The sequence below is a fragment of the Citrobacter pasteurii genome (genome assembly GCF_019047765.1).
Lineage (GTDB): Bacteria > Pseudomonadota > Gammaproteobacteria > Enterobacterales > Enterobacteriaceae > Citrobacter > Citrobacter pasteurii.
The window spans coordinates 4881849-4906199 of sequence record NZ_CP077262.1 but is presented as its reverse complement, the minus strand read 5'-3'; the positions used below and the strand labels follow the sequence as shown (position 1 = coordinate 4906199).

General features: G+C 53.2%; 24 protein-coding genes. 10 read left to right on the top strand and 14 right to left on the bottom strand.

Annotated elements, in window-relative coordinates; translation table 11 throughout:
• Window positions 1–257 precede the first annotated feature (257 nt).
• The 3 genes from aceB (at window position 258) to aceK (ending at window position 5071) form a co-directional block, all read left to right on the top strand.
• On the top strand, window positions 258–1859 hold the full coding sequence (gene aceB, locus I6L54_RS23620; RefSeq protein WP_040229875.1) for a malate synthase A: 1602 nt from the start codon (window positions 258–260) through the stop codon (window positions 1857–1859).
• 31 nt (window positions 1860–1890) lie between these two features.
• Window positions 1891–3195: an isocitrate lyase gene (gene aceA / locus I6L54_RS23615; protein ID WP_040229874.1), complete on the top strand. Its 1305-nt coding sequence runs from the start codon at window positions 1891–1893 to the stop codon at window positions 3193–3195.
• 91 nt (window positions 3196–3286) lie between these two features.
• Entirely contained in the window at window positions 3287–5071 is a 1785-nt protein-coding gene (aceK, locus tag I6L54_RS23610) for a bifunctional isocitrate dehydrogenase kinase/phosphatase (protein ID WP_040229872.1), read from the top strand.
• 52 nt (window positions 5072–5123) lie between these two features.
• Here aceK and iclR read toward each other — a convergent pair whose 3' ends face one another.
• Window positions 5124–5948, bottom strand: coding sequence for a glyoxylate bypass operon transcriptional repressor IclR (gene iclR, locus I6L54_RS23605; protein ID WP_005132825.1), 825 nt, complete (start codon window positions 5946–5948; stop codon window positions 5124–5126).
• Between the two features lie 195 nt (window positions 5949–6143).
• On the opposite strand from iclR, the gene metH reads away from it, so the two are divergent.
• Window positions 6144–9827 carry a methionine synthase gene (gene metH / locus I6L54_RS23600; RefSeq protein ID WP_040229871.1) on the top strand — a complete coding sequence of 1228 codons (3684 nt, stop codon included), beginning with the start codon at window positions 6144–6146 and terminating at the stop codon, window positions 9825–9827.
• A gap of 239 nt (window positions 9828–10066) precedes the next feature.
• Window positions 10067–11698, top strand: coding sequence for a Na/Pi cotransporter family protein (locus I6L54_RS23595; protein ID WP_040229869.1), 1632 nt, complete (start codon window positions 10067–10069; stop codon window positions 11696–11698).
• Window positions 11699–11844: 146 nt separating this feature from the next.
• On the opposite strand, the gene pepE is transcribed toward I6L54_RS23595, so the two are convergent.
• Complete coding sequence (gene pepE / locus I6L54_RS23590; protein ID WP_040229868.1) at window positions 11845–12534, bottom strand: dipeptidase PepE; 690 nt, start codon at window positions 12532–12534, stop codon at window positions 11845–11847.
• Window positions 12535–12747: 213 nt separating this feature from the next.
• On the opposite strand from pepE, the gene I6L54_RS23585 reads away from it, so the two are divergent.
• Window positions 12748–13107, top strand: coding sequence for a type II toxin-antitoxin system RelE/ParE family toxin (locus tag I6L54_RS23585; RefSeq protein ID WP_005132818.1), 360 nt, complete (start codon window positions 12748–12750; stop codon window positions 13105–13107).
• On the top strand, window positions 13097–13414 hold the full coding sequence (locus I6L54_RS23580; RefSeq protein WP_040229866.1) for a helix-turn-helix domain-containing protein: 318 nt from the start codon (window positions 13097–13099) through the stop codon (window positions 13412–13414). Before I6L54_RS23585 ends, I6L54_RS23580 begins: the two co-directional genes overlap by 11 nt.
• Window positions 13415–13423: 9 nt before the next feature.
• Here the strand turns inward: I6L54_RS23580 and I6L54_RS23575 are convergent, their stop codons facing one another.
• From I6L54_RS23575 to I6L54_RS23555, 4 genes are all read right to left on the bottom strand, one after another.
• Window positions 13424–13702 (bottom strand): addiction module antidote protein, encoded by a 279-nt coding sequence (locus I6L54_RS23575; RefSeq protein WP_040229882.1) that lies wholly within the window; start codon window positions 13700–13702, stop codon window positions 13424–13426.
• A gap of 627 nt (window positions 13703–14329) precedes the next feature.
• Window positions 14330–14599, bottom strand: a complete 270-nt coding sequence (locus tag I6L54_RS23565) for a hypothetical protein (RefSeq protein WP_040229864.1) — start codon at window positions 14597–14599, stop codon at window positions 14330–14332.
• Window positions 14593–15735 carry a DUF8093 domain-containing protein gene (locus tag I6L54_RS23560; protein ID WP_040229863.1) on the bottom strand — a complete coding sequence of 381 codons (1143 nt, stop codon included), beginning with the start codon at window positions 15733–15735 and terminating at the stop codon, window positions 14593–14595. Before I6L54_RS23560 ends, I6L54_RS23565 begins: the two co-directional genes overlap by 7 nt.
• Before the next feature lie 240 nt (window positions 15736–15975).
• Entirely contained in the window at window positions 15976–16137 is a 162-nt protein-coding gene (locus I6L54_RS23555; RefSeq protein WP_005132808.1) for a hypothetical protein, read from the bottom strand.
• A gap of 141 nt (window positions 16138–16278) precedes the next feature.
• Between I6L54_RS23555 and I6L54_RS23550 the strand changes: the two genes are divergently transcribed.
• The 3 genes from I6L54_RS23550 (at window position 16279) to I6L54_RS23540 (ending at window position 17351) form a co-directional block, all read left to right on the top strand.
• Entirely contained in the window at window positions 16279–16644 is a 366-nt protein-coding gene (locus I6L54_RS23550) for a hypothetical protein (RefSeq protein WP_005132806.1), read from the top strand.
• Window positions 16645–16740: 96 nt separating this feature from the next.
• The gene (locus tag I6L54_RS23545) at window positions 16741–17034 is read left to right on the top strand and encodes a type II toxin-antitoxin system CcdA family antitoxin (protein ID WP_040229861.1); all 294 of its coding nucleotides are present in this window, start codon (window positions 16741–16743) and stop codon (window positions 17032–17034) included.
• Window positions 17034–17351: a CcdB family protein gene (locus I6L54_RS23540; RefSeq protein WP_040229857.1), complete on the top strand. Its 318-nt coding sequence runs from the start codon at window positions 17034–17036 to the stop codon at window positions 17349–17351. Before I6L54_RS23545 ends, I6L54_RS23540 begins: the two co-directional genes overlap by 1 nt.
• Window positions 17352–17384: 33 nt before the next feature.
• On the opposite strand, the gene I6L54_RS23535 is transcribed toward I6L54_RS23540, so the two are convergent.
• From I6L54_RS23535 to I6L54_RS23500, 8 genes are all read right to left on the bottom strand, one after another.
• A complete protein-coding gene (locus tag I6L54_RS23535; RefSeq protein ID WP_040229854.1) occupies window positions 17385–18197 on the bottom strand; it encodes a shikimate 5-dehydrogenase in 813 nt (270 codons plus the stop codon).
• 1 nt (window position 18198) lies between these two features.
• Window positions 18199–19419 (bottom strand): L-sorbose 1-phosphate reductase, encoded by a 1221-nt coding sequence (gene sorE, locus I6L54_RS23530; protein WP_040229852.1) that lies wholly within the window; start codon window positions 19417–19419, stop codon window positions 18199–18201.
• A 51-nt stretch (window positions 19420–19470) separates the two neighbouring features.
• On the bottom strand, window positions 19471–20295 hold the full coding sequence (locus tag I6L54_RS23525) for a PTS system mannose/fructose/sorbose family transporter subunit IID (protein ID WP_040229851.1): 825 nt from the start codon (window positions 20293–20295) through the stop codon (window positions 19471–19473).
• 11 nt (window positions 20296–20306) lie between these two features.
• Complete coding sequence (locus I6L54_RS23520) at window positions 20307–21104, bottom strand: PTS mannose/fructose/sorbose transporter subunit IIC (RefSeq protein WP_040229849.1); 798 nt, start codon at window positions 21102–21104, stop codon at window positions 20307–20309.
• A gap of 65 nt (window positions 21105–21169) precedes the next feature.
• Window positions 21170–21664 carry a PTS sugar transporter subunit IIB gene (locus tag I6L54_RS23515; RefSeq protein WP_040229846.1) on the bottom strand — a complete coding sequence of 165 codons (495 nt, stop codon included), beginning with the start codon at window positions 21662–21664 and terminating at the stop codon, window positions 21170–21172.
• Window positions 21664–22071, bottom strand: a complete 408-nt coding sequence (locus I6L54_RS23510) for a mannose/fructose/sorbose PTS transporter subunit IIA (RefSeq protein ID WP_040229845.1) — start codon at window positions 22069–22071, stop codon at window positions 21664–21666. The genes I6L54_RS23515 and I6L54_RS23510 overlap by 1 nt, the downstream gene beginning before the upstream one ends.
• 9 nt (window positions 22072–22080) lie before the next feature.
• Window positions 22081–22887: an SDR family oxidoreductase gene (locus I6L54_RS23505; protein WP_040229841.1), complete on the bottom strand. Its 807-nt coding sequence runs from the start codon at window positions 22885–22887 to the stop codon at window positions 22081–22083.
• Between the two features lie 70 nt (window positions 22888–22957).
• Window positions 22958–23905: a sugar-binding transcriptional regulator gene (locus I6L54_RS23500; protein WP_040229880.1), complete on the bottom strand. Its 948-nt coding sequence runs from the start codon at window positions 23903–23905 to the stop codon at window positions 22958–22960.
• Window positions 23906–24351: the final 446 nt, after the last annotated feature.

The following is a 24351-nucleotide window of genomic DNA, read 5'->3' as shown; positions in this document are numbered from 1 at the left end:
AGACGATCCTTAAGCGTTTCAGCATGTTGAATCAGGCACCTTCGGGTGCCTTTTTTATTTCCGAAACGCACCTCACGGTGTAATTAAATTTTATTTATATTGTTATCAATAGGTTAATTGATAATTAAATTAAAAATGGAAATTGTTTTTGATTTTGAAATTTAAATGAGTAGTCTTAGTTGTGCTGAACGAAAACCGCACAACGATCCTTCGTTCGCATTGGGGATGTGTTTGGATCAATGACGAGGAACTACGCAATGAATCAACAGGCAACGACAACCGATGAACTGGTCTTCATCAGGCCGCATGGCGAGCAGGAACAGCAAATTCTGACTGCAGAGGCGGTTGAGTTTCTGACTGAACTGGTGACACGATTTACGCCAAAGCGCAATAAACTTCTCGCTGCGCGTATCCAGCAGCAGCAGGATATTGATGACGGTAAGTTGCCTGACTTTATTTCGGAAACAGCTTCCATTCGTGAAGGTAACTGGAAAATTCGCGGTATTCCTGATGATTTACTGGATCGCCGCGTAGAGATAACCGGGCCTGTTGAGCGCAAGATGGTCATCAACGCGCTGAACGCGAACGTCAAAGTCTTTATGGCTGATTTTGAAGATTCGCTGGCTCCTGGGTGGAGCAAAGTAATCGACGGGCAGATCAACCTGCGCGATGCGGTCAATGGCACCATTAGTTACACCAACGAAGCCGGTAAAATTTATCAGCTCAAACCCAATCCAGCCCTGTTGGTGTGTCGCGTTCGCGGCCTGCATCTGCCGGAAAAACATGTCACCTGGCGTGGTGAATCCATCCCGGGCAGCCTGTTCGACTTTGCCCTCTATTTCTTCCACAACTACAAAGCGTTGCTGGCAAAAGGCAGTGGTCCTTATTTCTATCTGCCAAAAACGCAAGCCTGGCAAGAAGCAGCATGGTGGAGCGAAGTGTTCAGCTATGCGGAGGATCGCTTTAATCTGCCGCGTGGCACCATTAAAGCGACTCTGCTGATTGAAACGCTGCCGGCCGTTTTCCAGATGGACGAAATTCTGCACGCGCTGCGTGACCACATTGTCGGCCTGAACTGCGGTCGCTGGGACTACATTTTCAGCTATATCAAAACGCTGAAGAACCACCCGGATCGCGTGTTGCCAGACCGTCAGGTGGTGACGATGGATAAGCCATTCCTCAGCGCCTATTCGCGCCTGCTGATTAAAACCTGCCATAAACGCGGCGCGTTCGCGATGGGCGGCATGGCGGCGTTCATTCCCAGCAAAGATGCGGAACGTAACAACCAGGTGCTGACCAAAGTCAAAGCGGACAAAGCGCTGGAAGCCAATAACGGTCATGACGGCACTTGGATTGCTCATCCGGGACTGGCAGATACCGCAATGGCGGTGTTCAACGACGTACTCGGTGAAAACAAAAATCAGCTGTTCGTGACCCGTGAAGAAGATGCGCCGATTACCGCAGAACAACTGCTGGCGCCTTGTGAAGGTGAACGTACTGAAGAAGGCATGCGCGCCAACATCCGTGTGGCGGTGCAGTACATCGAAGCGTGGATCTCCGGCAACGGCTGCGTACCGATTTACGGTCTGATGGAAGATGCGGCCACCGCCGAAATCTCCCGTACCTCCATCTGGCAGTGGATCCACCACCAGAAAACGCTCAGCAATGGCAAACCGGTGACCAAGCCGCTGTTCCGCCAGATGCTGGCTGAAGAGATGCTGGTGATTCAGGACGAGCTGGGCGAACACCGCTACAGCAGCGGGCGTTTTGACGATGCCGCGCGCCTGATGGAGCAAATCACCACATCAGATGACTTAATCGACTTCCTCACCCTGCCAGGTTACCGCCTGCTTGCGTAATCCACCACAAAACAATATGGAGCATCTGCACATGAAAACCCGTACCCAACAAATCGAAGAATTACAGAAAGAATGGACACAACCGCGCTGGGAAGGCATTACCCGCCCATATAGCGCGGAGGAAGTGGTGAAATTACGTGGCTCGGTCAACCCGGAATGCACGCTGGCGCAGCTTGGCGCAGCGAAAATGTGGCGTTTGCTGCACGGTGAATCGAAGAAAGGCTATATCAACAGCCTCGGCGCGCTGACCGGTGGCCAGGCGCTGCAGCAGGCGAAAGCCGGTATTGAAGCGGTCTACCTTTCAGGCTGGCAGGTGGCGGCAGATGCCAACCTGGCCTCCAGCATGTACCCGGACCAATCGCTGTATCCGGCGAACTCCGTCCCGGCAGTGGTGGATCGGATCAACAACACATTCCGTCGCGCCGATCAGATCCAATGGTCAACAGGTATTGAACCGAACGATCCGCGCTATGTGGATTACTTCCTGCCGATCGTCGCCGATGCGGAAGCGGGTTTTGGCGGCGTACTGAACGCGTTTGAACTGATGAAATCGATGATTGAGGCTGGTGCAGCGGCCGTTCACTTCGAAGATCAGCTCGCATCGGTAAAAAAATGTGGTCACATGGGCGGCAAAGTTCTGGTGCCGACTCAGGAAGCTATCCAGAAACTGGTGGCCGCCCGTCTGGCAGCCGACGTCATGGGTGTTCCGACGCTGGTTATTGCGCGTACTGATGCTGACGCAGCCGATCTGATAACGTCTGACTGCGACCCATACGACAGCGAGTTCATCACCGGCGAACGTACCAGCGAAGGGTTCTACCGTACGCATGCGGGTATTGAGCAGGCGATCAGCCGTGGTCTGGCCTATGCACCGTATGCGGATCTGGTGTGGTGTGAAACCTCCACGCCGGATCTCGAACTGGCGAAGCGCTTTGCCGATGCGATCCACGCCAAATACCCGGGCAAACTGCTGGCCTACAACTGTTCGCCGTCATTTAACTGGCAGAAAAACCTGGATGACAAAACCATTGCCAGCTTCCAGCAGCAGCTGTCGGATATGGGGTACAAATATCAGTTCATTACCCTGGCGGGCATCCACAGCATGTGGTTCAACATGTTCGACCTCGCACACTCCTATGCGCAGGGTGAAGGCATGCGCCACTACGTTGAGAAAGTTCAGCAGCCAGAATTTGCGGCGGCGAAAGACGGTTACACCTTCGTGTCCCATCAGCAGGAGGTGGGTACTGGCTACTTCGATAAAGTCACCACCATCATTCAGGGCGGCACTTCCTCGGTGACCGCGCTGACCGGCTCGACTGAAGAATCGCAGTTCTGATGAATGCCGGATGGCGCTCGCGCTTATCCGGCCTACCCGAAAATGTAGGCCGGATAAGGCGTGAGCCGCCATCCGGCAATGAGGGCGAAAGATGACGCGTGGCCTGGAACTCCTGATTGCCCAAACGATTTTGCAAGGTTTCGACGCCCAGTACGGGCGTTTTCTGGAAGTCACCTCCGGCGCGCAACAGCGTTTTGAACATGCCGACTGGCATGCTGTTCAACAGGCGATGAAAAGTCGTATTCACCTTTACGATCATCACGTAGGTCTGGTGGTGGAGCAGTTGCGCTGCATTACAGACGGCAAAAGTACCGACGCGGATTTTTTACTTCGCGTGAAAGAGCATTACACCCGGCTCTTGCCGGATTACCCACGCTTCGAGATTGCGGAGAGTTTTTTTAACTCCGTTTACTGCCGATTATTTGACCACCGCTCGCTGACTCCCGAGCGGCTGTTTATTTTCAGCTCTCAACCAGAGCGCCGTTTCCGCACGATCCCACGCCCGCTGGCGAAAGACTTTTTTCCCGATACTGGCTGGGAGTGGCTGCTCACACGCGTCCTTAGCGATCTGCCCTTGCGTCTGCCGTGGCAGAACAAACATCGGGATATCCACTACATCATTGAGCACCTGACCGAAACCCTCGGTGCGGATGTGTTGCAGGGCTGCCATTTACAGGTGGCGAACGAGCTGTTTTATCGCAATAAGGCCGCCTGGCTGGTCGGGAAGCTGATTACCCCTTCCGGGACGCTGCCGTTTTTACTGCCAATTCACCGGACAGACGAAGGCGAGCTGTTTGTCGATACCTGCCTGACCACGACGGCGGAGGCGAGCATTGTTTTTGGCTTTGCTCGTTCCTATTTCATGGTGTATGCACCGTTGCCCGCGGCACTAGTGGAGTGGTTGCGCGAGATCCTGCCCGGTAAAACCACCGCTGAATTGTATATGGCGATTGGCTGCCAGAAGCACGCCAAAACCGAAAGCTACCGTGAATATCTGCTCTATCTTGCCCATTGCGATGAGCAATTTATCGAAGCGCCGGGGATTCGCGGCATGGTGATGCTGGTGTTTACTCTACCGGGCTTTGATCGGGTGTTTAAAGTTATCAAAGACAAATTTGCGCCGCAAAAAGAGATGTCTGCCGCCCACGTCCGCGCCTGTTATCAACTGGTTAAAGAGCATGATCGCGTTGGGCGGATGGCTGACACCCAGGAGTTCGAGAACTTTGTGCTGGATAAACGGCAAATCGATCCTGCACTGATGGCGCTGTTATTGCAGGAAGCCCCGGAAAAAATTACCGATCTCGGCGATCAGATTGTCATTCGCCATCTGTATATTGAACGGCGGATGGTGCCGCTGAATATCTGGCTGGAACAGGTCGAAGGCCAGCAACTGCGCGATGCCATTGAAGAGTACGGCAACGCGATTCGCCAACTGGCTGCCGCCAATATTTTCCCAGGCGATATGCTGTTTAAGAACTTCGGCGTGACCCGTCACGGGCGCGTGGTGTTCTATGACTACGACGAAATTTGCTATATGACGGAGGTGAATTTCCGCCATATCCCGCCTCCGCGTTATCCGGAAGATGAGATGAGCGCCGAGCCGTGGTACAGCGTATCGCCAGGGGATGTCTTCCCGGAAGAGTTTCGCCACTGGCTGTGTGCTGACCCGCGTATTGGTCCGCTATTTGAAGAGATGCACGCTGACTTGTTCAACGCCGACTACTGGCGGGGTTTGCAAACGCGGATCCGGGAAGGGCACGTGGAAGATGTCTACGCCTACCGTCGTCGGCAACGGTTCAGCGTGCGTTATGAAACCGACCGTAGGCCGGATAAGGCGCTTGCGCCGCCATCCGGAAATGTGCGCCGATCTGCCTGATGGCGCTACGCTTATCAGGCCTACCGAAAATGCCCCCTTTGGGGCATTTTGTTTATTTAATGCCGCCATACGCCAGCGTCACTTCTTTCGCCGCTTTGATCGCCATGGCGCCAAACTCGGTCACGCGATCGTCGGTAATGCGCGAAATCGGGCCGGAGATGGAAATGGCGGCGAACGGCTGGCGGTGCTCGTCATAGATGCACGACGCCACGCAACGCAGGCCCAGCGCATGTTCCTCATCATCAAAGGAATAGCCGCGCTTACGTGTCTGGGCGAGATCCTCTTTCAGATGCACCGGTGACACCAGCGTGGCGTGAGTGTAGGCGTGCAGACCTTTACGGTGCAGCAACCCAGTCACCTGTTCTTCGCTCAGCTGGGATAAAAACGCTTTGCCCGCCCCGGAGGCGTGCATCGGCAGTTTGCCGCCGATGGGCGCGGACATGCGCATCAGTTGGGTGCACTGCACCTGGTCGATAATAATCGCCTGATGGTCGCTTTGATCCAGCACGGCGAGGTTTACCGTTTCACCGGAATCTTCCATTAGCTTGCGCAGAATCGGGTGGACAATCGCCAGCAGATTACGGCTTTGCAAAAAGCTGCTGCCGACGATAAACGCATGCGCGCCCACGGCCCAATGCCCTAATTCACCCACCTGACGAACAAATCCCTGCTGCTGCATGGTGGTCAACAATCGGTGAGTCGTGGAGTTTGGCAGGCCGGCCTGCTGCGCCAGCTCGGTCAGCGCCACGCTGCCGTTGGATTCCGCAATCCACTCGAGCAGCTTCAGGCCACGCGTCAGGGACTGAACCTGCCCGGTTGCGGGCGCAGTGGTAGCGGCGGGTTTTCTACCGCGTTTCGCGGGAACGGGGGCAACCATGGCAGACTCCTTTTCTGTATCGTGGAAATCATTTTCGTTTTATTCAAATATAATGCAAGAATTCCTGTACTGATCGGATGAGTGAAGCTGAACATGTCTCATGTTGGCCGTTGTTCTCTTTTCCGCCTCTCAGGTTTGTGCCAGTATGGCCTGTTGAGTTTTTTTCGGTCTGGTTGAGCGTTGTCGGGAGCGAGTGTGAGCAGCAAAGTTGAACAATTACGTCAGCAGTTAAATGAACGTATTCTGGTGCTGGACGGCGGTATGGGCACCATGATCCAGGGATATCGTCTGAGCGAAGAGGATTTCCGCGGCGAACGCTTTGCCGACTGGCCATGCGATCTGAAAGGCAACAACGACCTGCTGGTGCTCAGCAAACCGGAGGTGATAGCCGCGATTCACCACGCCTACTTCGAGGCGGGTGCGGATATCATCGAGACCAACACCTTTAACTCCACGACTATCGCCATGGCGGATTACCAGATGGAATCCCTGTCGGCGGAAATCAACTTTGCGGCAGCCAAACTGGCGCGCGCGGCGGCAGACGAATGGACGGCGCGCACGCCGAACAAACCGCGCTATGTCGCGGGCGTGCTTGGCCCAACTAACCGTACGGCATCTATCTCGCCCGACGTCAACGACCCGGCTTACCGTAATATTACCTTTGATCAGCTGGTGGCCGCCTACCGGGAATCCACCAAAGCGCTGGTGGAAGGCGGCAGTGACCTGATCCTGATTGAAACCGTTTTCGATACCCTCAACGCCAAAGCCGCTATTTTCGCGGTTAAAACTGAATTCGAAGCGCTGGGCGTTGAGCTGCCGATTATGCTCTCCGGCACCATCACCGACGCTTCCGGGCGTACGCTCTCCGGCCAGACCACCGAAGCATTCTACAACTCCCTGCGCCACGCCGATGCGCTGACTTTTGGTCTGAACTGCGCCTTAGGGCCGGATGAACTGCGCCAGTACGTGCAGGAACTGTCGCGCATTGCCGAATGCTACGTGACCGCGCACCCGAATGCTGGGCTGCCGAACGCCTTTGGTGAGTACGATCTCGATGCCGACACCATGGCGGTGCAAATCCGCGAATGGGCCGAGGCGGGTTTCCTGAATATTGTTGGCGGCTGCTGCGGCACCACGCCGGAACATATCGCTGCGATGAGCCGTGCGGTTGACGGGCTGCCGCCGCGCCGGCTGCCGGAAATCCCGGTGGCCTGCCGCCTGTCTGGCCTCGAACCGCTGAACATCGGCGATGACAGCCTGTTTGTAAACGTCGGCGAACGGACCAACGTTACCGGTTCGGCGAAGTTTAAGCGTCTGATCAAAGAAGAGAAATACAGCGAGGCGCTGGACGTCGCCCGCCAGCAGGTAGAAAGCGGTGCACAGATTATCGATATCAACATGGATGAGGGGATGCTCGACGCCGAAGCGGCGATGGTGCGTTTCCTCAACCTGATTGCCGGTGAACCGGATATCGCCCGGGTGCCGATTATGATCGACTCATCAAAATGGGACGTTATCGAAAAAGGGCTGAAGTGCATTCAGGGCAAAGGCATCGTTAACTCCATCTCGATGAAAGAGGGGGTTGAGACCTTTATTCATCACGCGAAGCTGCTGCGTCGCTACGGTGCCGCGGTGGTGGTGATGGCCTTTGACGAGCAGGGCCAGGCTGACACCCGCGCGCGCAAAATTGAGATCTGCCGTCGCGCCTACAAAATTTTGACCGAAGACGTCGGTTTCCCGCCGGAAGACATTATCTTCGACCCGAACATCTTTGCGGTGGCGACCGGCATTGAGGAACACAACAACTATGCGCAGGACTTTATCGGTGCCTGTGAAGACATCAAACGCGAACTGCCGCACGCGCTGATCTCCGGTGGTGTCTCCAACGTGTCGTTCTCGTTCCGTGGTAACGACCCGGTTCGTGAAGCCATTCACGCGGTATTCCTCTACTATGCTATTCGCAACGGCATGGATATGGGGATCGTCAACGCCGGACAACTGGCAATCTATGACGACCTGCCCACCGAGCTGCGCGATGCCGTTGAAGATGTGATCCTCAACCGCCGTGACGATGGCACCGAACGACTGCTGGAGCTGGCCGAGAAGTATCGCGGCAGTAAAACCGACGACACGGCGAATGCCCAGATGGCGGAGTGGCGCAGTTGGGACGTGAAAAAGCGCCTCGAATACTCGCTGGTGAAAGGCATAACCGAGTTTATTGAGCTGGATACCGAAGAAGCTCGCCAGCAGGCCGCGCGCCCGATCGAGGTTATTGAAGGACCGCTGATGGACGGCATGAACGTGGTTGGCGACCTGTTCGGCGAGGGCAAAATGTTCCTGCCGCAGGTGGTGAAATCCGCCCGCGTGATGAAGCAGGCGGTGGCGTACCTTGAACCGTACATTGAGGCCAGCAAAGAGAAAGGTTCCAGCAACGGCAAAATGGTCATCGCGACGGTGAAGGGCGATGTGCACGATATCGGTAAAAATATCGTCGGCGTGGTGCTGCAATGTAACAACTACGAAATCGTCGATCTTGGCGTGATGGTGCCCGCGGAGAAAATCCTCAGAACGGCGCGTGAAGTGAATGCCGATCTGATTGGCCTTTCCGGGCTGATTACCCCATCGCTGGACGAAATGGTCAACGTGGCGAAAGAGATGGAGCGTCAGGGCTTCACTATTCCGCTGCTGATTGGCGGCGCGACCACCTCGAAAGCGCACACCGCAGTGAAAATTGAGCAGAACTACAGCGGCCCGACGGTTTACGTGCAGAACGCCTCGCGTACCGTGGGTGTCGTGGCTGCGCTGCTCTCTGACACCCAGCGCGATGACTTTGTCGCCCGTACGCGTAAAGAGTACGAAACCGTGCGTATCCAGCATGCGCGTAAGAAACCGCGTACTCCGCCCGTAACGTTACAGGCTGCCCGCGACAACGATCTGGCGTTTGACTGGGAAAACTACACGCCGCCGGTGGCGCACCGCCTCGGCGTACAGTCAGTCGAAGCCAGCATCGAAACGCTGCGTAACTACATCGACTGGACGCCGTTCTTTATGACCTGGTCGCTGGCGGGAAAATATCCGCGCATCCTCGAAGATGAAGTCGTGGGCGAAGAGGCGAAGCGTCTGTTCAAAGACGCCAACGACATGCTGGATAAACTCAGCGCAGAGAAGACCCTGAATCCGCGCGGTGTGGTGGGGTTGTTCCCGGCCAACCGCGTGGGGGATGACATCGAGATTTACCGTGACGAGACGCGGACGCACGTCATCAACGTGAGCCATCACCTGCGTCAGCAGACGGAAAAAGTCGGTTTCGCCAACTACTGCTTGTCTGACTTTGTCGCGCCGAAACTGAGCGGCAAAGCAGATTACATTGGGGCTTTCGCAGTTACCGGTGGTCTGGAGGAAGATGCGCTGGCGGACGCCTTCGAAGCCCAGCATGACGACTACAACAAGATTATGGTGAAAGCGATTGCCGACCGTCTGGCGGAAGCCTTCGCGGAATACCTGCACGAGCGCGTGCGTAAAGTCTACTGGGGCTATGCGGCGAACGAGAACCTCAGTAATGAAGAGCTGATCCGCGAGAACTACCAGGGGATTCGCCCGGCACCGGGTTATCCGGCGTGCCCGGAACATACCGAAAAAGCCACCATCTGGGAACTGCTGGATGTGGAGACGCACACCGGAATGAAGCTCACCGAATCCTTCGCGATGTGGCCAGGTGCGTCGGTCTCCGGCTGGTATTTTAGTCATCCGGACAGCAAATACTACGCCGTGGCGCAAATTCAGCGCGATCAGGTTGAAGATTACGCCTTCCGTAAAGGGATGAGCGTAGCGGAGGTTGAGCGCTGGTTAGCGCCGAATCTCGGCTACGATGCCGATTGATTCACAAAACTGTCATCTTTCTTTACAACAAACAGGGCGCTCAATGAGTGCCCTGTCTCTTTATTACGTTTAAACCCTTATACTGAAAGAAGGTTCGCGAGCGCTGTTTGCCGGATGGCGGCGTAAACGCCTTATCCGGCCTACAAGGGACATTCTGTAGGCCTGATAAGCGCAGCGCCATCAGGCACGCTATCCGCGCCGAGCCCAGGAACATATAACGATAAGGAGTACCTGATTCCGTGTTAACTCTGTTACACCTGCTTTCTGCCGTCGCGATGCTGGTTTGGGGTACGCATATTGTGCGTACGGGTGTGATGCGCGTCTTCGGCGCTCGTTTACGCACCGTACTCAGCCGTAGTGTTGAAAAGAAGCCGCTCGCCTTTTGCGCGGGGATCGGCGTTACTGCTCTGGTGCAAAGCAGCAACGCGACCACTATGCTGGTGACCTCGTTCGTCGCGCAGGATCTGGTGGCGCTCACCCCTGCGCTGGTGATTGTGCTCGGCGCCGACGTGGGGACCGCGCTGATGGCGCGTATCCTGACCTTCGATCTCTCCTGGCTGTCACCCTTGCTGATTTTTATCGGCGTCATTTTCTTTCTTGGGCGCAAGCAGTCTCGTGCCGGACAGCTGGGCCGGGTAGGCATTGGTCTGGGGTTGATTTTGCTGGCGCTGGAGCTGATTGTGCAGGCGGTAACGCCGATCACTCAGGCTAACGGCGTACAGGTTATTTTCGCCTCGCTCACCGGCGATATCATGCTGGATGCGCTGATTGGCGCCATGTTTGCGATTATCAGTTACTCCAGCCTGGCTGCGGTGCTGTTGACGGCAACGCTGACCGCCGCAGGCATTATCTCGTTCCCGGTAGCGTTATGTCTGGTGATTGGCGCTAACCTCGGCTCTGGCCTGTTGGCGATGCTCAACAACAGTGCTGCGAATGCCGCTGCCCGTCGTGTGGCGCTCGGCAGTCTGCTGTTTAAGCTGGTGGGCAGCCTGATTATCCTGCCGTTTGTTCATCCGTTGGCGAATTTGATGGATGAGTTACCGCTGCCGAAATCTGAACTGGTTATCTACTTCCACGTCTTCTACAACCTGGTGCGCTGCGTGGCGATGGTGCCGTTCGCCGAACCGATGGCGCGTTTTTGTAAACGCATCATCCGCGATGAGCCGGAGCTGGATGCGCATCTGAAGCCCAAACACTTGGACGTCAGTGCGCTGGATACGCCGACGCTCGCGCTGGCGAATGCCGCCCGTGAAGCCCTGCGTATTGGCGACGCCATGGAACAGATGATGGAAGGGCTGAAGAAGGTGATGCACGGCGAGCCGCGCGAAGAGAAAGAGTTGCGCAGGATGGCGGATGACATCAACGTGCTGTACACGGCGATTAAGCTCTATTTGGCGCGGATGCCAAAGGATGAACTGGCGGAAGAGGAGTCACGCCGTTGGGCGGAGATCATCGAAATGTCGCTCAACCTCGAACAGGCTTCCGATATCGTCGAGCGCATGGGGAGTGAGATTGCCGATAAGTCGCTGGCCGCCCGTCGGGCATTCTCTGTCGAAGGGCTGAAAGAGCTGGATGCGCTTTACGATCAGCTGCTCAGCAATCTGCAGCTGGCGATGTCGGTGTTCTTCTCCGGCGATGTGACCAGCGCCCGTCGTCTACGCCGCAGCAAGCATCGCTTCCGTATTCTCAACCGTCGTTATTCGCACGCGCACGTTGACCGACTGCATCAGCAGAACGTGCAAAGCATCGAGACCAGTTCCCTGCATCTGGCGCTGTTGGGCGATATGCAGCGTCTGAACTCGCTGTTTTGCTCCGTGGCCTACAGCGTGCTGGAACAGCCGGATGAAGACGATGAGCGGGATGATTATTGAGTGAGGTGAAGCGGTAGGCCGGATAAGGCATTTATGCCGCCATCCGGCAATGTGCGCTGAACTGCCTGATGGCGCTGCGCTTATCAGGCCTACAGTTGTAGCCCGGATAACGCGAAGCCGCCATCCGGCATCAGACAACAAATCAACTAAAAGCAGTGGCCTGCTTCAACAGCAACCGCCTCTTCACCCGCTTTAAAGATGTACGTGGCGTTTGGGCCGCCGAGCACAGATTGACCGTTACTCACCTTAATCCAGTTACCTTCCGGCAAGCCAATCACTGTCAGCTCTGGTGCAACCACCAGCAGCTCGCGAATACGCTGTTCACGCGTTTCGCCTTTGTGGCCTTCCGGCAGCGCGTTGGTGAAATGTGGGTTAATCTGCAGCGGGAACAGACCCAGCGCATCAAATCCTTTGGGATCGACAATCGGCATGTCGTTGGTGGTGCGGATGGTCTGGCAGGCGAGGTTGGAACCCGCGCTCCAGCCGATATACAGCGCACCGCGTTTGACGACATCCACAATCGGCGTCAGCAGCCCGCGCTCGCGGCTCTCTTTCAGCAACTGGAAGGTGTTACCCCCGCCGACAATCACCAGCTCTGCGTTTGCAATGGCTGCAATTGGATCGGCAACGGTATGAATACCGGTAACGTTAACGCCCATTGGCGCAAAGATGGCTGCCGTTTTCGCCGTGTACTCATCCCAGGTTTGCGTCACGCCGGCGAACGGAATAAACACCGCCGTACGGCGATCATTCAGTTGCTCTGCGATCAGCGGAAGCGCATGTTCCATCCAGCCTTTGCCCGGCAGCGTCGAGTTACTCAATAAAAGCAGTTCCATCATTTCTCCATGTAATCAGAAAATTACAAACCGCAGTCATGTTACCACCGTCAGTATAACGCCTCACTGATATGGCTCACGATGTTGGAAGTGAGGTTCTGGAAAGCGGCTCGCAGACTGGCGTTTTAATTCGGCTGAAAACGAGATTGTTGATTTATTCTTCAGGCGGGTGATGGTGTTTTATACCTATATGGATATAATTAAGGGGGAGGGATGACGAAACCACTTTACTGGGTTGGGCATGCCAGGAAAGATCTACAGGGAATGCCAGAACATGTTCGGGATACGTTTGGGTTTGCTCTTTGGCTGGCGCAGCAGGGTAAGCAGCATTCACAGACTAAACCGTTAAAAGGATTTGGTGGGGCGGGAGTTCTGGAAGTTGTAGAGGATTATCACGGCAACACATGGCGGGCGGTTTACACTATCCAGTTGAAAAATGCAGTTTATGTTCTGCATGTTTTTCAGAAAAAATCTGTTTCCGGGAAGGCAACGCCGAAACCCGAAATTAACTTGATTTACCAGCGGCTTAAGGCTGCACAGCGGCATGCGCAGGAGAGTGGATATGTCACATGATATCGAAACCAGTAGCGGCAACGTTTACGCTGATTTGGGTGAGTATGACGCGGAACAGATGCAGTTGAAGGCGCAACTGGCAATGGTGATTGGTGAGATTTTGCAATGCAAAGGGTTAACGCAGCAGCAGGCTGCACAAATGCTGGGGATGACGCAGCCCAAGCTTTCCAACTTATTACGCGGGCAGTTTCGCGGTATCAGTGAAGCAAAGATGCTCGAATGCCTGGTGAGACTGGGCCGTGATGTAGAGATTGTTGTCGGGAAAGAGGGCAATATGTCAGGAAAGCTGAAAGTGAAATTTGGCTGATATCCAACTTTAAACCTTAACCGCCAATCCAATACCGAGCGCCTTCATCACTGCCAGCGTGGTTTTCAGCGTCGGGTTTCCTTTCTCGCTAAACGAGCGATAGAGTTGTTCGCGGGATAATCCCGTTTCTGCCGCGATGTTCGCCATTCCCTTAGCGCGTGCCACCACGCCCAACGCTTTTGCAATGTACGTTGCATCGCCTGTTTCGAGGGCATCCGCCATAAATACAGCAATTTCTTCATCATCAACCAGCGCAGTCGCGGGATCGTTGTGAGTAAGTTTATTCATGACGGTAGATCTCCTGATAATCCAGTGAATGAGCGAGCATTCACCTACAGGTTTAACATCGCCAGCTAAACCATTCGCCAGTCGAAAAAGTCGTGCGGCAATGCGCGTTTTGGCCCTGCGATCTCGCAGATTCTGCTCCCAGCGTTGGAAAACCGTGGTCTGAAGAATTTCCATGATTATGTTCCATGTATTTTATAAACTACATTTTGAATTGACAAGTTGAAAGTAGAGAATAAAAAACTGGGAGGTAAGAGGAAATACTGGTGGGCATAAACAGGAAAGCGCCTCGCAGTAATGCGTCATTTTTCAGATGTTATGCTTGATTCGGGAAACAATAATAGGGGATAGAGGGGCTTTTTGTCAGGAGCGGAGGCTCGCAGTGTCAGCGGTTTTCTAAAAGTGAATGGATTGTTTTGCAGGGAGTGATACAGCCTAGGCAATAACGGATTATATCGTTGGGTATTACAGTGTGCTCAGGATGCATGAATATAATGGTGAGTTACCACCAAACGAATCGGAAAACCAATACTGGAAAAAACGCTAACTCAGTGATCCGTCTTAGTTGACCACTACACCTTAAGCCCGCAGTTGGAATGCGGGCTTTTCACGTAAGCCTTGCAACGGGTGTTATGGTAAATCGACCAGATGTTGCTCGTTAATATCATTCAGTAAGTTATGGCCCTTTTCAGATACGCGATAATAATTCATCCCACCAGTTGTTCCCGGAACAATGTCCACTAACCCGGCCTCTGATAGATTGGAGACAAGCCTTGCAACGTTGCCAATGCCATCCATTTTTCTGATGCTCATTGCTCTATCAAGGTTGTACCAAGTCCAATTAACATCGTCTCTGGAAGCTAATAATTTCAGGATATTCAGTTCAGTATTATTTACCATAATGGGGCGTCCGGATGGTATAGGTCTTCTATGGCACCGCTTAACTTATAATCTTCAAGGGTGGCTGTATGTGTGTTGTTCCACAGAGTGTGGGCTTCAATGTCATCGACTGGCCTACCTGTTTCCCAACCTAAATTGCAGTAGCGCTCGAATTCCCGACACTCATGTGCGTAGTAATTTAAGTCTACTTGCTCAGGGGTGATTTCGCCATTAGCGGCTTTTTTTAGTCTATCAACCATAAAATCATTGGCACTGTCAGGACCAAAGCGAGATATGTGCTTTTCAACTGTGGCTATCCCTTTGTGTGTAATAATTACACCATCAGTTGTTAGGTTTTCTATTGGGCCCCCAGCCAATTCTGGATCGAATGGTCTTCCTGAGAAAGTGCCCCTGGCCCCGAAATATTCAAACTCATCCAGCTCAGGGAACCGCATTTTTCCCATCGTCAGTGCGGCTGCTGCCGAAGCGGCAGTAATGAGTAATCCCTTGTTGTCCATGACCTGATCGTAACCCGCTAGAGCATCACCACCGAGTTGTTCTGCCGCCTGATGGAATCCCTCAATGTTGCCATTATAGATACCGCCAGCCGCCAAAAGCCTCCCGGCTGCTTTACTATTAATAGTTTTACCCGCCTGAGCGCGCTGTATAGGGGCATCGGAATCGTGATGTTTAATTGTCGGAGGCGGCTTCCTTCCTTGATGCTCGTTGAGGCTATATTCGTAGATTTGACGCACTGCCTGCTGAAAACCCTCGCTGTAGATGTCCATAAAGCAGTCATAAATCAGATTACTTTCATCATCGAAATAGAACGGATTGCGGAAGTGATCCCATTTTTCCTTAGTGTTAACGCCGACCATCCAGCCGAGCTCCAGATTCCATTTCACCTCATCATAGAGTCCGTCGTATTCAGTAAGACGCTTGCGTTTGTAGGGTTGTGTTGCGAATCGGTGGTAAACCCCTCTCCGTCGCTTCGGGACGCTGTGAGGCAGAATGCGGTTGCGCTGGTCATATTCCAGGTAATCCAGTTCGTAAAAGATGCTCGCCATATCCAGCGCATCTCGTGGCGATAGAATGAACTGAATATCACTTGGAGCCAGTTCTCGCTCAGCATCCCACCTCATGTAAAGAGTGAACATTCCGTTTGTTCCTTATCCCATGTATTTGATAAGGATTATTTCGTTAAAGCGGCGAAAAATCAAACGGATTGGTTTTTGTGGTTGAGCTATTTTGGTTTACTGGAAGGAAGAGTCACCATCGCTCTGGCAGCACTATTGCTGCTCAAAGCTGCTCAAAACGCCACGATGTAAGTAAGACCTTACCAATGTCCGCAGCCCGCTCTAAGCACACCTCAAGAAAACGATACAGAATGCCGATCGCTAGACTTCGATCCCTTTCTGCTTCAACTCTTTTCTAATTACACGTTTAATCCAGGCTGCCAACGATTCATCGCCAGCCTGCCGCTGTGCTTCTTCCATCGCTTTGCGCAGTTCCGGATCCAGACGGAATTGAAACGGGGGATTGCCTCTTCTTTCGTTCATGTGTGTTGATACCTTAATTACACAAGAGTAGTGTGAGTATGTGTGATGACACATTACTCTCACACACCAAAAATGACAACGCCCCGAAAGTGCGGGAACACGATCAGGGCGTCTTACCACAACATTATACGAGGTAATGCTATGGCTGATGCTAATAGTACCACTAACGCCTGTTTTGCGTCTTCTTCTCCCATTCCACAGGCCGATCTGCTTTATTCTCCACTCGCCGAGGCGTTTCGCCATCTTGATTGTCGCCATCTCACCACCGAAGAAAATCTGGCGCTATCGTTTGGCTGTGAAGAGGCGCTGGCAGGGTTGTACCAGACGCTGAATTTTATGGGCGAAAGCCTGCTGACAATGGCGGGTGAAGGTCAGGAACATTTTGCGTATGAGAGCATATGCCAGTTAGGACACAGTCTGGTAAACATCAGCCAGTTGATTCCCGCGCTGGCGCATTTGGAAGCGAAAGCTGACCAGCAATTGTTTGTCAGCGACTCCCTAAACTAATCTGGAAAGCGCCTCGCAGACTTCTTCTTCGGGGCGTGACAGACCTGTGCAACCATCTTAGTGTGACATGATGATTTGCTGGTCGGGGAATAGGAAATGCTCGCTTATTACGCTAACCTTAGGTATGTCATGCGCACTGCTATGGGGGTTATCATGCGCAGTATGTCTAAGGTAAAAAAATCAGTTAATGTCTCTCTGGCTCCAGAGATCCTGGAAGAGGCGCGCAAGCTTAAAATCAATCTGTCAGCGGTTTTAACCGAAGCCCTAATCGAAAAATTTCGCGAGAACAAACGCGAAGAATGGTTGCGGGATAATAAAAAATCGATAGAAGCATTAAATCAATGGGTGGAAGAAAACGGTTCGTTCAGTGATTTTCAAAGGACATTCTGATGGAGCAGTATTGCGCTTATGAGAATACAGGAAGTGGAAAAAGCATTTATCCGTTTTTAATTAGCTTACAGCATCCGGTAGCCGCTGTTTTGCAGCATGTACTGGTCGCACCCGTTATCGCGCTAAGCCAGTTTCCCAACGAAGTCCCGCCAGCTAAAATTTGCCCGATTGTTAGCATTGGTGGGCAAGCCTATGTGGTGATGACGTACATGATGACAGGCATACCTGTGAAGAATGTGGGTAACTTTGTGGGAGATCTGACCGCAAACAGGGCAGAACTTCGAGATGCGATTGATTTTCTGATTAATGGCTATTAGAGCGCCCATTCCCGGCGCTCTGTTCCTGCTCTCTTACCCCGCCCGCGCAAATTCTGCGGCTTCGGCAATCAGCGCGTCATCCGGGCGCACGCCGGTGTACATGGCGAATTGCTCCACCGCCTGTAAGGCAATGACCTCTGCGCCGCTGATGGTTTTTTTACCCAGCTTCTGCGCCAGCTTAATCACCGGCGTTTCCGGCGGTAGGGCGACCACGTCAAACACCACGCTGGCGGCAGCAACCATCGCTTCGCTGTAGGCCAGTGCATCACTCTCTTTACCGCCCGCCATGCCGACGGGCGTCACGTTGACCAGAATATCGCAGGCAATTCCATCCGGCTGCGGCTGCCACTGGAAACCGTACTGTTTTGCCAGCGTAGTGCCGCTCTCGCGATTGCGCGCGGCAATAATCACATCACGAAAACCGGCATCGCGAAACGCGGCGATGACCGCTTTGCCCATTCCACCGCTACCGCGGATAATGACGCGTGCGCGGTTATCAAGCTGGTGGCTGGTAATCAGGCTTTTTACCGCAATATAGTCGGTGTTAAATCCCGTCAGCGTGCCGCTGTCATTGACGATGGTGTTGACGGAATCAATCACTTTTGCGGAAGGGGCGATGGCATCCAGAAACGGCATACAGCTCTCTTTAAACGGCATGGAGACCGCGCAACCGCGGATCCCGAGTGCGCGAACGCCTTTCACTGCGGCCTCAATATCCTGCGTAGTAAAGGCTTTGTAGATAAAATTTAACCCTAACTTTGCATACAGATAATTGTGAAAACGCGTGCCAAAGTTGCCGGGGCGACCGGCAAGCGACATGCACAGCTGAGTGTCGCGGTTAATCATGTTAAATCTCCCCGGCATGAGACAATACGTACTGTTCGGCTTCCTGCGACCAAATCCCTTGATGTTGTTCCAGGATGTCACGTAAGGCTGGATCGTCAATCTGGGTGAGTGCGGTTAACGGAAAGGCCTTGCCGGTGTAGACCAGTTTTTTCCCGCCACCGACTTTTGGCAGTTCCAGCGTGGTTTCACCTGCCGCATTCAGCCCCAGAATGTGCGTCACCACTTTTGCCGCCTGGACTTTCTGCTCTTCAATAAGTTTAACCGCCATGCGCATATCGTCGGTATTGCCGCCAGATGTCCCCACGTAATGAGTGAAGGCGTAGTGCACGTCGTAGAAATTAATTGGCGCGCTGAACTGTTTATCCTGCGGACCGGCAAAGAAGTTCATGCAGCCATCGGCTGCCAGCAGGGAAGAGGCCAGCGTGACCAGGTGCTCGTTCGGCACAAACACAAAGATATCGTCGAACCCGTGACCGCCGCTCAGCGCCATCAACGTGTCATACGCCGCATCCTCGGCGTGGAGATAGTGGATCAACGTTTGTGGTTCTGATGGGTAGTGCTTGCGGGCGTAGCTCAGCTTATCGTTGTTGGTGTCTGTCACCACCAACAACGCCGGGTTTACCGGACCATGCAGCGCGTAGTCGATCGCCAGCAGCCCCATCGGCCCGGTGCCACCGAGGATCAGCGTTCGTCCCTGCGGACGAATACCCATCTTATGGTTATAAGTGCCTTCCTGCAGGTGATAGTTGGCGTTGAATGCGCCAATCACGCAAGAAAGCGGTTCTACCAGTGAACCCTCAAAGTACGTTTCGCCTTCGTAGGCCAACAGGCAGTCTTGTTCCATGACTTCATCAGGAATAATGACGTGGGTGGCTTCACCGCCTACCCACGGGAAGGAGTATCCCGGACAGTCCGGGCGATCCGGCAGTTGCAGGTTGGCCTGGATGACATAGCGCTGGCCGGGCTGAAACTTATGCTGCCATTTTTTTCCCACGGCAATAATATCGCCACAGAATTCGTGGCCGATGATAATCGGGTTGGTGGCCACATCGTCCGGTACTTTTTTATGGTTCTCACCCTGATTCGCTTCTTTCCAGGAAGAGAGGCACAGGCTGTCCGTCACGACGGAAGCCAGAATTTCGTCATCCTGCATTTCAGGAAGGTCGAAGGTTTCCAGGCGCAGATCACGTTTACCATAAAGGCGTAAAGCTGTTGTTTTCATTGTTCCACCTCAGTTTTGACAGGAGCCCCGACTTCTCATCGGGGCGAAAAATCAGGACAGAAAGCCCAGTGCGTTACCGATAATCCCCAGGCCAAACAGGGCGAAGATCAGCCATACCGGATTAATTTTCTTATTAAGCAGACGCACCATCAGCAGCGTCAGACCCAGCGCCAGCAGGCCGGGGCAAAGCTGGTCGAGAATGTTCTGCACGGTCATGGTGACAGTGGTGCCATCAGCCCCAGGCGTTTGCGATATCACCAGCGGCACGTTGATGCTGGTCCATTTGGTGACCAGTACTCCCATCACAAACAGGCCGAGAATCGATGCCCCTTCGGTCAGTTTTTGCAGCAGATTGCCGCCCATGTCGCTGACGATATTGACGCCTTTACGAAAGCCAAGCTGTAAGCCGTACCACTTCATTGCCAGGCGTACCGCATTGAAAATAAAGAAGAATAATAGTGGGCCGAGAATGTTGCCGGAGAGCGCTAAAGAGGCGCCAAGCGCGGCGGTAATCGGGCGCAGCGTACCCCATACCAGCGGATCGCCAACACCGGCCAGCGGGCCCATCAGGCCGACTTTGATGCCGTTGATCGCGCCATCGTCAATTTCCGCACCGTTGGCGCGTGCTTCCTCCATTGCGGCGGTGACGCCAATCACCGGACCGCAAACGGCAGGGGTGGTATTGAAGAACACCAGGTGGCGTTTGAGTGCGGCAACCTGATCCTCTTTCAGTGGATACAAGCGCTTGATGGCGGGGATCATGTCGTAGCAAAAGCCCAGCCCATGAATGCGCTCGAAGTTGAATGACGCCTGTTGCAGGTTGGAGCGAACAAACATGCTAAACAGGTCGGATTTGGTCAGTTTTTTCTGTTCCATGATGGGCTCCGTTAGTCGTCAAGCTGGTCGAGGGCTTGAGAAGAGGGGGCTTGCGCCTGCGGTTCAGCCTTACGCCACTGTGGGTTCAACTGGATGTAGACCAGCGCGATAATCACGCCCACGCCGCCAAAGGCCAGCAGACTTAAATCGAGGTAACCCCCGGCGATAAATCCGAGGAAGAAGAAGGGCATCAGGTACTTCACGCCCATCATGCGCAGCACCATGGCGTAACCGACCACCACGATAAATCCTCCGGCAATCTGCAGCCCGCGGGTGACGAATTCCGGAATGGCATTCAGCATGTTGCTGACCATATCCGCGCTGACAAACAGCGAGACAATCAGCGCCGGAATGGCGACGCGCAGCGCCTGTACGCCCAGAGCGGAAACGTGCAGCAAATCGATGGTGCGAAAGCGGGCATCTTCGGCGGCTTTATCCGCCGCGTGCTGGAACACCACGGTGATGGTACGGGCGAATACCGTCAGTACCTGGCCTGCTGCCGCGACTGGCAGAGCGATGGCGATACCGGTGGCGATACTCTGTTGCCCGACAATCACCAGAATGGCGGAGATAATACTGGCGAGTGCCGAATCGGGAGACTGTGCAGCGCCAACGTTCATCCAACCCAGAGCGATTAACTCCAGCGTGCCGCCGAGCATAATCCCGGTTTTTAAATCACCGAGGATCAGGCCGATAACGGTACAGGCGATGAGCGGGCGGTGGGTCTGGAACTCATCCAGCACGCTGCCCATTCCGGCAATACAGGAAAATAGAAATATGGCGATAATTTGTAGGGTACTTATTTCCATAATATGTCACCTTGTGAATGTGATCATCCCTGCCTGTTACAGCATAAATACACAGGCGTTTTTATTTATTCAGCGAGCGATTGTTCTTTTATTTTTTCAAGAATATTAATTGATGGGTCTGATGCGACGACGCGTAAATCCAGCGAAACGCCTAATTTAGCTAACTCATGAAAAGCATGAATATCGTCGTCATCTAATGAGACCGCTTTGGTTAATTGTTTTTTACCGGGTCGCCAGGCCATGCCGCCAATATTTAACGTGGCAATTTTTACCCCTTGTTTTACCATTGCCAGGGCATCTTGCGGACGGGTAAAAAGATAAAAAACGGTTTCGTCCTGATATTGCGGATTATGGTAAACCGCGACTGCCTTTTCGATATTCACGACGTTGACCTTCATCCCCGGCGGGGCGGCCTGGCGTAATAATGTTCGGCGAACTTCATCGTGATAAACGTCGTCATTGCAGATAATAATCCGTTGGGCATTCGCTACCTTTGACCAGACGGTAGTGACCTGACCGTGGATCAAGCGGTCATCAATACGAGCAAGGGTAATGTTCATCAGAAATCCTCTTCGGTCGTTGCCAGATGTTGCCAGACGACACAGGTTTGTTGAGCAATGGTCGTCAGGTGTTCACACAGTTCATCCACATTCATACTGCTTTGGTTATCGACGAGTTCCAGCGCCAAAGGCAGAGACAATCCGCTAATAACGCGTATGGCGGGGTTTTGCATTGCCAGCGTTGCGGCGGCATTCCATGGACTGCCGCACTGTAGATCGACGGCAATCAGCCATTCACCATCGTAGTTGGCGCTCACTAACTTTTTCAGCTTTTCCGCAATGTCGCTGGCGTTCTCTCCCGGAACAAATGCCACCGCTACGACGTTGGCCTCGCCGTAGACCATCTGTACCGATTCCAGCATGGCGCAGGCCAGATTGCCGTGGGCGCAGAAGATTGCATTGACCATAAAACCTCCTTAACCGCGCGTTTTCCCGCCCGCAATGTTAGTGGTTACTCCGGTAATATAACTGGCGCGCTCTGACAGCAGATAACAAACAAAATCAGCCACTTCCGCCAGCCTTCCTGCCCGACCAATCGGGATCGCGTTTTTGGTATAACCCTCACGCAACTGTTCGACGGTGATGTTGCGGGTCCAGGCCAGCGCTTCTTCATACTCTGGGGTGCGCAGACCGGTTTTTTCCAGGATGCCAGGCGCAATGCCAACCACACGAATCCCGTGTTTACCCAGCTCTTTTGACCACGAGCGGGTGAAGCTATTCAGTGCGGCCTTGGTGGCGGCATAGCAACTTTGCCCCTCAGAGCCTTCCAGCCCGCTTTCTGAAGAGACATTCACAATCACGCCGTTACGCTGTTTTACCATTTGGCGTGCCGCTGCTTGCGACATTAAGAACACACCTTTCTGGTTGATATTGACCATTTTTTCAAAAGCGGCTTCATTGAGTTCAAATTGCCCGGCGGGGGCTTTTTCATCGACCAGCAGGCGCGGGAAATTAACGCCTGCGTTATTCACCAAACCATCAATACGTCCATAGCGGTGGATAATTTCGGTAACGGTATGATTAACTTCTTTGACGCTGGAAATATCTGTCGGCCAGAAATGATATCCACTATGGCCTTCATATTGACCTTCACCACCATGAATATCCGCCATTTGCACATTCGCGCCCTGTGCTAATAACTCTTCAACAATCGCTAGCCCAATACCGGATGCGCCGCCGGTAACAATAATGACTTTATCCTGCAGATTTAACCACGTTTGCATAATTAACTCCCAATTTCAGATAAGGGGCTCCCACATAAAATAAATTATGTCAGGACCCATTCGAATATATTTACTTCAACAATAATTCAGCAGTATGGCTGTTGGTAACTAAACCGTTAATATAATTTCCACGTAATGCACCAAGTATTCCACTCAGTTTTTCTTCCCCCATGGCAATGCCGATGGAGTAACGCGCCTGCTTTAATTTATTGGTTTCGATGGAGAGTGTTTTTTCACTCATACCGGTCTCTACCGTCACGCCGTTGATATCATAAAAGCGTGAGCAAATATCTCCGGCTACCTGACGGGCATGCAGGTCATCACTCTCTTCGCTGCCGTAAAAGGCGTGCCAGTTGGCGCCATCTCTTATCGCCGGAGAGCCAATCCCGACCAGCGCGACGTCCAGATTATCCCAGTAGGCGGAAATCGATTTGAAATGTTGGGACTGCATAATGCCATTGCGAATGAGCGGGTTCTCCAGCAGCGCCGGGAAATCGGCCAGATGCGATTCCCCCTTGAGCTTTGCTGCTGCGCCGTAGGTCAGCGTATTGACGTGGTAGCGGCTTTCAAGCTTGCCGGACGGCCCGCCAATAATCGGCACGCAAATAAGCTGGCGTGACTGACTGGCAGGGGATAATCCTTCAACCAGTCCCCGTACCGCACGCCCCCATGAAAAACCAATAATGTCGCCGGGTTCCAGTAAGCGCTCCAGTAACTGCGCCCCGTGTACGCCCATCATATTAAGCTGTTCATCTTCCTGTTCGTTGTCGCAGGAGACGACGACCGCCTCTTTCAGGCCAAATTTCTGTTTTAGCTGCTGTTCCAGCCACAGGTTTTCGTTGAAGTCGTAATTAATGGCAATGGTGACGATACCCTGCTCGCGCCCACGCTTTAGCAAGCGACTGATGGTGGTGCGATAAATCCCCAGTTCGCGAGCGATTTGCGCTTGTGTCATATCCTGTTCGTAATACAGCTGGGCTATTTTTACGATCAGGCGAATATCATCGCTGTTTTCCATCGCCATTTTTGAACTCCTGCACATTTGTGCAAATCACGAAATTATCTTCTTGATCTGATATAACCTCATCAATGTGGGAGTTCAAAGCAATTTTCTCTTATTTAAGCGGTCTGAAACGGCGATTTGTGCTGCACATTTGATGCGCCGATAGATCGTTGTTGGCACATTTGTGCTCGCATTGCTAATGCATTGATTCTGTTCATTTTCGGATAACAAAGTTGCGCCACTTCCTGGTCGCCACTTTTGTGTCTAAAGGTGTGACGGATCACAAATAGCCCTCGGGCATTCGCGCACGATTATTTTTATCGCCCGCAAGGTAAGGTATATTTCGCTTTTAATACACAAAAGCATTCAAGTTGTATCAAGGCGGCAAGGGAACGAATTCCTGGGAGCATAGATAACTATGTGACCAGGGTGAGTGAGGGCAGCCAACGCAGAGACGGCTT

What these genes read in the sequence shown, in the direction of transcription:
- aceB (WP_040229875.1), top strand. Translation starts at nt 258, where the DNA reads ATGAATCAACAGGCAACGACAACCGATGAACTGGTCTTCATCAGGCCG.
- aceA (WP_040229874.1), top strand. Translation starts at nt 1,891, where the DNA reads ATGAAAACCCGTACCCAACAAATCGAAGAATTACAGAAAGAATGGACA.
- aceK (WP_040229872.1), top strand. Translation starts at nt 3,287, where the DNA reads ATGACGCGTGGCCTGGAACTCCTGATTGCCCAAACGATTTTGCAAGGT.
- iclR (WP_005132825.1), bottom strand. Translation starts at nt 5,948, where the DNA reads ATGGTTGCCCCCGTTCCCGCGAAACGCGGTAGAAAACCCGCCGCTACC.
- pepE (WP_040229868.1), bottom strand. Translation starts at nt 12,534, where the DNA reads ATGGAACTGCTTTTATTGAGTAACTCGACGCTGCCGGGCAAAGGCTGG.
- I6L54_RS23585 (WP_005132818.1), top strand. Translation starts at nt 12,748, where the DNA reads ATGACGAAACCACTTTACTGGGTTGGGCATGCCAGGAAAGATCTACAG.
- I6L54_RS23580 (WP_040229866.1), top strand. Translation starts at nt 13,097, where the DNA reads ATGTCACATGATATCGAAACCAGTAGCGGCAACGTTTACGCTGATTTG.
- I6L54_RS23575 (WP_040229882.1), bottom strand. Translation starts at nt 13,702, where the DNA reads ATGAATAAACTTACTCACAACGATCCCGCGACTGCGCTGGTTGATGAT.
- I6L54_RS23565 (WP_040229864.1), bottom strand. Translation starts at nt 14,599, where the DNA reads ATGGTAAATAATACTGAACTGAATATCCTGAAATTATTAGCTTCCAGA.
- I6L54_RS23560 (WP_040229863.1), bottom strand. Translation starts at nt 15,735, where the DNA reads ATGTTCACTCTTTACATGAGGTGGGATGCTGAGCGAGAACTGGCTCCA.
- I6L54_RS23555 (WP_005132808.1), bottom strand. Translation starts at nt 16,137, where the DNA reads ATGAACGAAAGAAGAGGCAATCCCCCGTTTCAATTCCGTCTGGATCCG.
- I6L54_RS23550 (WP_005132806.1), top strand. Translation starts at nt 16,279, where the DNA reads ATGGCTGATGCTAATAGTACCACTAACGCCTGTTTTGCGTCTTCTTCT.
- I6L54_RS23545 (WP_040229861.1), top strand. Translation starts at nt 16,741, where the DNA reads ATGCTCGCTTATTACGCTAACCTTAGGTATGTCATGCGCACTGCTATG.
- I6L54_RS23540 (WP_040229857.1), top strand. Translation starts at nt 17,034, where the DNA reads ATGGAGCAGTATTGCGCTTATGAGAATACAGGAAGTGGAAAAAGCATT.
- I6L54_RS23535 (WP_040229854.1), bottom strand. Translation starts at nt 18,197, where the DNA reads ATGATTAACCGCGACACTCAGCTGTGCATGTCGCTTGCCGGTCGCCCC.
- sorE (WP_040229852.1), bottom strand. Translation starts at nt 19,419, where the DNA reads ATGAAAACAACAGCTTTACGCCTTTATGGTAAACGTGATCTGCGCCTG.
- I6L54_RS23525 (WP_040229851.1), bottom strand. Translation starts at nt 20,295, where the DNA reads ATGGAACAGAAAAAACTGACCAAATCCGACCTGTTTAGCATGTTTGTT.
- I6L54_RS23520 (WP_040229849.1), bottom strand. Translation starts at nt 21,104, where the DNA reads ATGGAAATAAGTACCCTACAAATTATCGCCATATTTCTATTTTCCTGT.
- I6L54_RS23515 (WP_040229846.1), bottom strand. Translation starts at nt 21,664, where the DNA reads ATGAACATTACCCTTGCTCGTATTGATGACCGCTTGATCCACGGTCAG.
- I6L54_RS23510 (WP_040229845.1), bottom strand. Translation starts at nt 22,071, where the DNA reads ATGGTCAATGCAATCTTCTGCGCCCACGGCAATCTGGCCTGCGCCATG.
- I6L54_RS23505 (WP_040229841.1), bottom strand. Translation starts at nt 22,887, where the DNA reads ATGCAAACGTGGTTAAATCTGCAGGATAAAGTCATTATTGTTACCGGC.
- I6L54_RS23500 (WP_040229880.1), bottom strand. Translation starts at nt 23,905, where the DNA reads ATGGAAAACAGCGATGATATTCGCCTGATCGTAAAAATAGCCCAGCTG.